This window comes from Streptomyces pathocidini, from assembly GCF_001418495.1.
In the GTDB taxonomy this organism is placed as follows: Bacteria; Actinomycetota; Actinomycetes; order Streptomycetales; family Streptomycetaceae; genus Streptomyces; species Streptomyces pathocidini.
The window spans coordinates 1-4,062 of record NZ_LIQY01000518.1; the positions used below are offsets into that span (position 1 = coordinate 1).

Here is a 4,062-nt window from a genome sequence, read left to right on the forward strand (position 1 = left end):
CCTCCCGCCCGCACGGCCTCCTGCTCACAGCCCGGGCCGGAGAGCAGGCACCGCCCACCACCCGACCCACGGCCGCTCCGGAACGCCAACTCCCCACCATAGGCACCGGTTTCGTACGGGGTTTCGTACGCGGGTTTCGTACGCGACTGACCGACGGTGGCGACCGAGGCCGCGCTCCGGCTGGCCGGTCACGGGGGCGCCAGGCAAGCCCGGCAACACCCGTACCCGCTCGGCAAGTTGGGACGCGCCGACGGTCGCGTACGCCACCTGGCAGTAGCGCTCGGGGAAGCCCCGGGAACCGTGGACGAGAGGCATGCACTCGGGGGCGGAGGGGCCGAGGTCGGCGGCCATGGAAGAAACCTCCAGCTCCTCGCAAGTTCAAGCACTCACTTGGGGCTTAACGGAGTCACCTTTTGTCCAATTTTCAAGAATCCTCCGTACAGTTGAGCCATGACGACGGGACCCGACGACGAGCCGCGCTGGCTCTCCGCCGACGAACAGCGCTCCTGGCAGGCATATGTCCAGGCCAGCACGCTGCTGGAGGACCATCTCGACCGCCAGCTCCAGCGCGATGCCGGCATGCCGCACATCTACTACGCGCTGCTGGTGTACCTCGAGAGAGCCCCCAGGCGCCGGCTGCGGATGACCGAGCTGGCCCGGATCGCCAAGATCACCCGGTCCCGTCTCTCGCACGCCGTCGCCCGGCTGGAGAAGAGCGGCTGGGCGCGCCGCGAGGACTGCCCGTCCGACAGGCGCGGCCAGTTCGCGATCCTGACGGACGAGGGGTGCGCGGTGCTGGAGCGGTCCGCGCCCGGCCATGTCGCCGCCGTGCGCGGCGCGATCTTCGACCGGCTCACCCCTGAGCAGGTGGCCCAACTCGGCGAGATCTGCGCCACGATCACCGAGGGACTCGAGCCGGACCGCGGCGCGGACCTGCCCTGGCGGCGGTGACGCCAGGGCTTCGGCCGGGACCCTGCGGCGATGACGCCAAGCCTCCCGGCAGGGTGACCCATCAGATCGGCCGCGTCCACACGACGGCGCCCTCACCTCCCGAAGGACATGAGGGCGCCGTCGTCATACAGGTGGCTGAGCAGCACTCAGTGACTGAGCACCGGCATCTTCGCGGCCTCGTCCTCGTCGCCGGAGCCCGACGCCGCGACCGGACCGCCGCCGCCCCGGGTCGTGATGAGCGTGAAGGCGATCGTCGCCGACAGGGCCAGGATGCCGACCGCCCACCAGATCGCGGCCGTGTAGCCGTGCACCATCGACTCCAGTTGCAGCAGCTTGACGGCCGGACCGCCCGCGGCCTGCGCCTCGGCGGCGTGCGAGGTCGCGTACGCCGTGGTGGCACTCGCCGCGATCGTGTTCAGCAGGGCCGTGCCGATCGCGCCGCCCACCTGCTGCGAGGTGTTGACCATCGCGGAGGCGACACCCGCGTCGCGCGGCTGGACGCCGTGCGTGGCCAGGCTCATCGCGGGCATGAACGCCGTACCCATACCGAGCCCGAGCAGCAGCTGCGCGGGCAGGATCAGCCCGGCGTACGAGCTGCCGACCTCCAGCTGGGTCAGCAGCAGCATGCCGATGCCCGCGACCAGGAAGCCCGGGGTCATCAGCGCGCGCGGCGGGACGCGGGTCATCAGCCGGGCGCCGATCTGCGTCGAGCCGGTGATCATGCCGACGATCATCGGCAGGAAGGCGAAGCCGGTCTTCACCGGCGAGTAGCCCTTCACGACCTGGAGGTAGTAGGTCAGGAAGAGGAACAGGCCGAACATCGCGATGACGGCCAGACCCAGCGAGGCGTACACCCCGCCGCGGTTCCGCTCGGTGACCACGCGCAGCGGCAGCAGCGGGGCCTTCACCCGGGCCTCCACCAGCGCGAACGCGGCCAGCAGCACGGCGGCCGCGACGAACAGCGCGATGGTGAAGCCGTCCGTCCAGCCGTCGGACTCGGCGCGCGTGAACCCGTACACCAGCGCCACCAGGCCCAGCGTGGACAAGGCCACGCCCGGGATGTCGAGCGGCGAGCGGTTGCGGCCGCCGGCGGGCTCGCGGATGACGAAGTAGGCGCCCGTCGCGGCGGCGATGGCGAAGGGGATGTTGACGAAGAAGGTCCAGCGCCAGTCCATGTACTCGGTGAGCACGCCGCCGAGGATCAGGCCGACGGCGCCGCCGCCGCCCGCGATCGCGCCGTAGATGCCGAAGGCCTTGGCGCGCTCCTTGGCCTCGGTGAAGGTCACCGCGAGCAGCGAGAGCGCGGCCGGGGCGAGCAGCGCGCCGAACGCGCCCTGGAGCGCACGGGCGCCGAGCAGCGTGCCCGTGCCCGCGGCGGCCCCGCCGAGCGCGGAGGCCGCGGCGAAGCCGAGCAGGCCGACGACGAACGTCCGCTTCCGGCCCCACAGGTCGGCGATCCGGCCGCCGAAGAGCAGCAGACCGCCGAAGGCGAGGGCGTACGCGGTGATGACCCACTGCCGGTTGCCGTCGGATATGCCGAGGTCGGCCTGGGCGGAGGGCAGGGCGATGTTCACGATGGTCGCGTCGAGGACGACCATCAACTGGGCGAGCGCGATGAAGACGAGCGCTCTCCAGCGTCTGGGGTCGGGCTGGTCGGTGGCGGACTGCGCGGCGGAATCTGGCATGACGGTGCCTATCTGGGGTGCGGAACAAGGATGTTCGGTACGGGACTTGCGTATGTGACTTGCGTGCGTGACGTCGGTGCCTGACGGCGTGCGCCGGCAGGTCGAGTCAGTTCTGGGTGGGTGTGTTGTGCGTGCGGTGGGAGCTGTGCGAGCCGTGGTTGCCCGGGGCCCCCGAGGCTCCGGGCTCCCCTCTTGCCGCTGTGCCCCTGTCGCTGGGCTCTTGTCGCTTGGTGTCGCCGGGGGCGCTCGGTGTCGCGGGGCCCCTGTCGCTACGTGTCGCTACGGTCAGTTCTGCTGCCGGAGGTCCTCCAACGTCGCGGCGGATCCGGGCAGTTCAGAGCGCGCCGGGGCGCGCAGCCCGTCCAGGAACAGCTGGAGGTGGCGGTGGACGAAGCGATCGAAGTCCACACAGCCTCCCCCGGATTCCGCCCGGGGGGACCCCCATCCGGGCAGCGGACGGGTCAGTTGCGTGATCGCCACCATCAGGTCGCCGACGTCGATGTCGGCGCGCAGCTGCCCCGCCTCCCGCGCCCGCTCCATCAGCGCCTCGATGTCGCGGTTGAGGCGGTCGCGGGCCTCGAGGTGGTCGGGGTGGTTTCTGTCCACGCTCTCGGAGAGCAGCGGGCACAGGGCGCCGACCCGCTCGTCGGCCGCCGCGTGCACCCAGCGCCGCAGTGCCTCGAAGGCATCGGGCTCCTCGGCGAGCGCGCGCTCGGCCTGTTCCGCGATCCGGGCCATGACGTGCAGGGTGACGTGGTGGATGAGTTCGCGGCGGTCCGGAAAGTGCCGGTAGAGGGTGGCGTTGCCGACGCCGGCGCGGCGCGCGACCTCGTCCAGCGGGACCTCGGCCCCGTACTCGACGAACATCTCGCGGGCGGCGTCGACGATCCGCTCCCGGTTGCGCTGGGCATCGGCCCGCAGCCGGGGGCGGGCCTTCAGCGCGCTCTTCAACGCGGCGACCACGGCGACGCTCCTCTCTGCGGGTTCGGCTTCTCGGTGGATTCGACTTCCGGAATCGGGGACGTGCTCCCCGATTCGCGCGGACACAGGCGTAAACGGGGAGGCGGTCCCCGGATATTTCCAGCCATGAATGTGACCTGAGACACGTCGAGAGTCGGGGGCGTCGCGAGTCGGGCCGTCGCGCGGAACCGAGAGGCGGAACCGAGAAGAGTGCCTCCCCGATAACCCCCAAGATCACCGATAACCCTCAAGATCACCGCAGCCCCCGAACAGCCGACAACATCCCCTCGTACGGCCGCTCCCGGCGCGCGGCCGAACGGGCGGCGGAACACGGTGGCTGGACAGCGCAGTCGGAAATTCGGCTGCCCCGGACCGGAAGGCGGCAGCATGAAGCCCACCCGCCCCAGCCGACGAATACCCGGCGCGGTCACACCCCCCGAGGCCCGAATACGCCGCGGTATACGCG

Annotated in this window: 3 protein-coding genes; 1 reads left to right on the forward strand and 2 read right to left on the reverse strand. The window is 71.2% G+C overall.

What is annotated here, in order from left to right:
• Positions 1–450 precede the first annotated feature (450 nt).
• Positions 451–951 carry a MarR family winged helix-turn-helix transcriptional regulator gene (locus tag AOK16_RS21710; RefSeq protein WP_055473864.1) on the forward strand — a complete coding sequence of 167 codons (501 nt, stop codon included), beginning with the start codon at positions 451–453 and terminating at the stop codon, positions 949–951.
• Positions 952–1,097: 146 nt separating this feature from the next.
• Here AOK16_RS21710 and AOK16_RS21715 read toward each other — a convergent pair whose 3' ends face one another.
• Entirely contained in the window at positions 1,098–2,636 is a 1,539-nt protein-coding gene (locus AOK16_RS21715) for an MFS transporter (RefSeq protein ID WP_055473865.1), read from the reverse strand.
• Between the two features lie 285 nt (positions 2,637–2,921).
• Positions 2,922–3,599, reverse strand: a complete 678-nt coding sequence (locus AOK16_RS21720; RefSeq protein ID WP_055473866.1) for a TetR/AcrR family transcriptional regulator — start codon at positions 3,597–3,599, stop codon at positions 2,922–2,924.
• Positions 3,600–4,062: the final 463 nt, after the last annotated feature.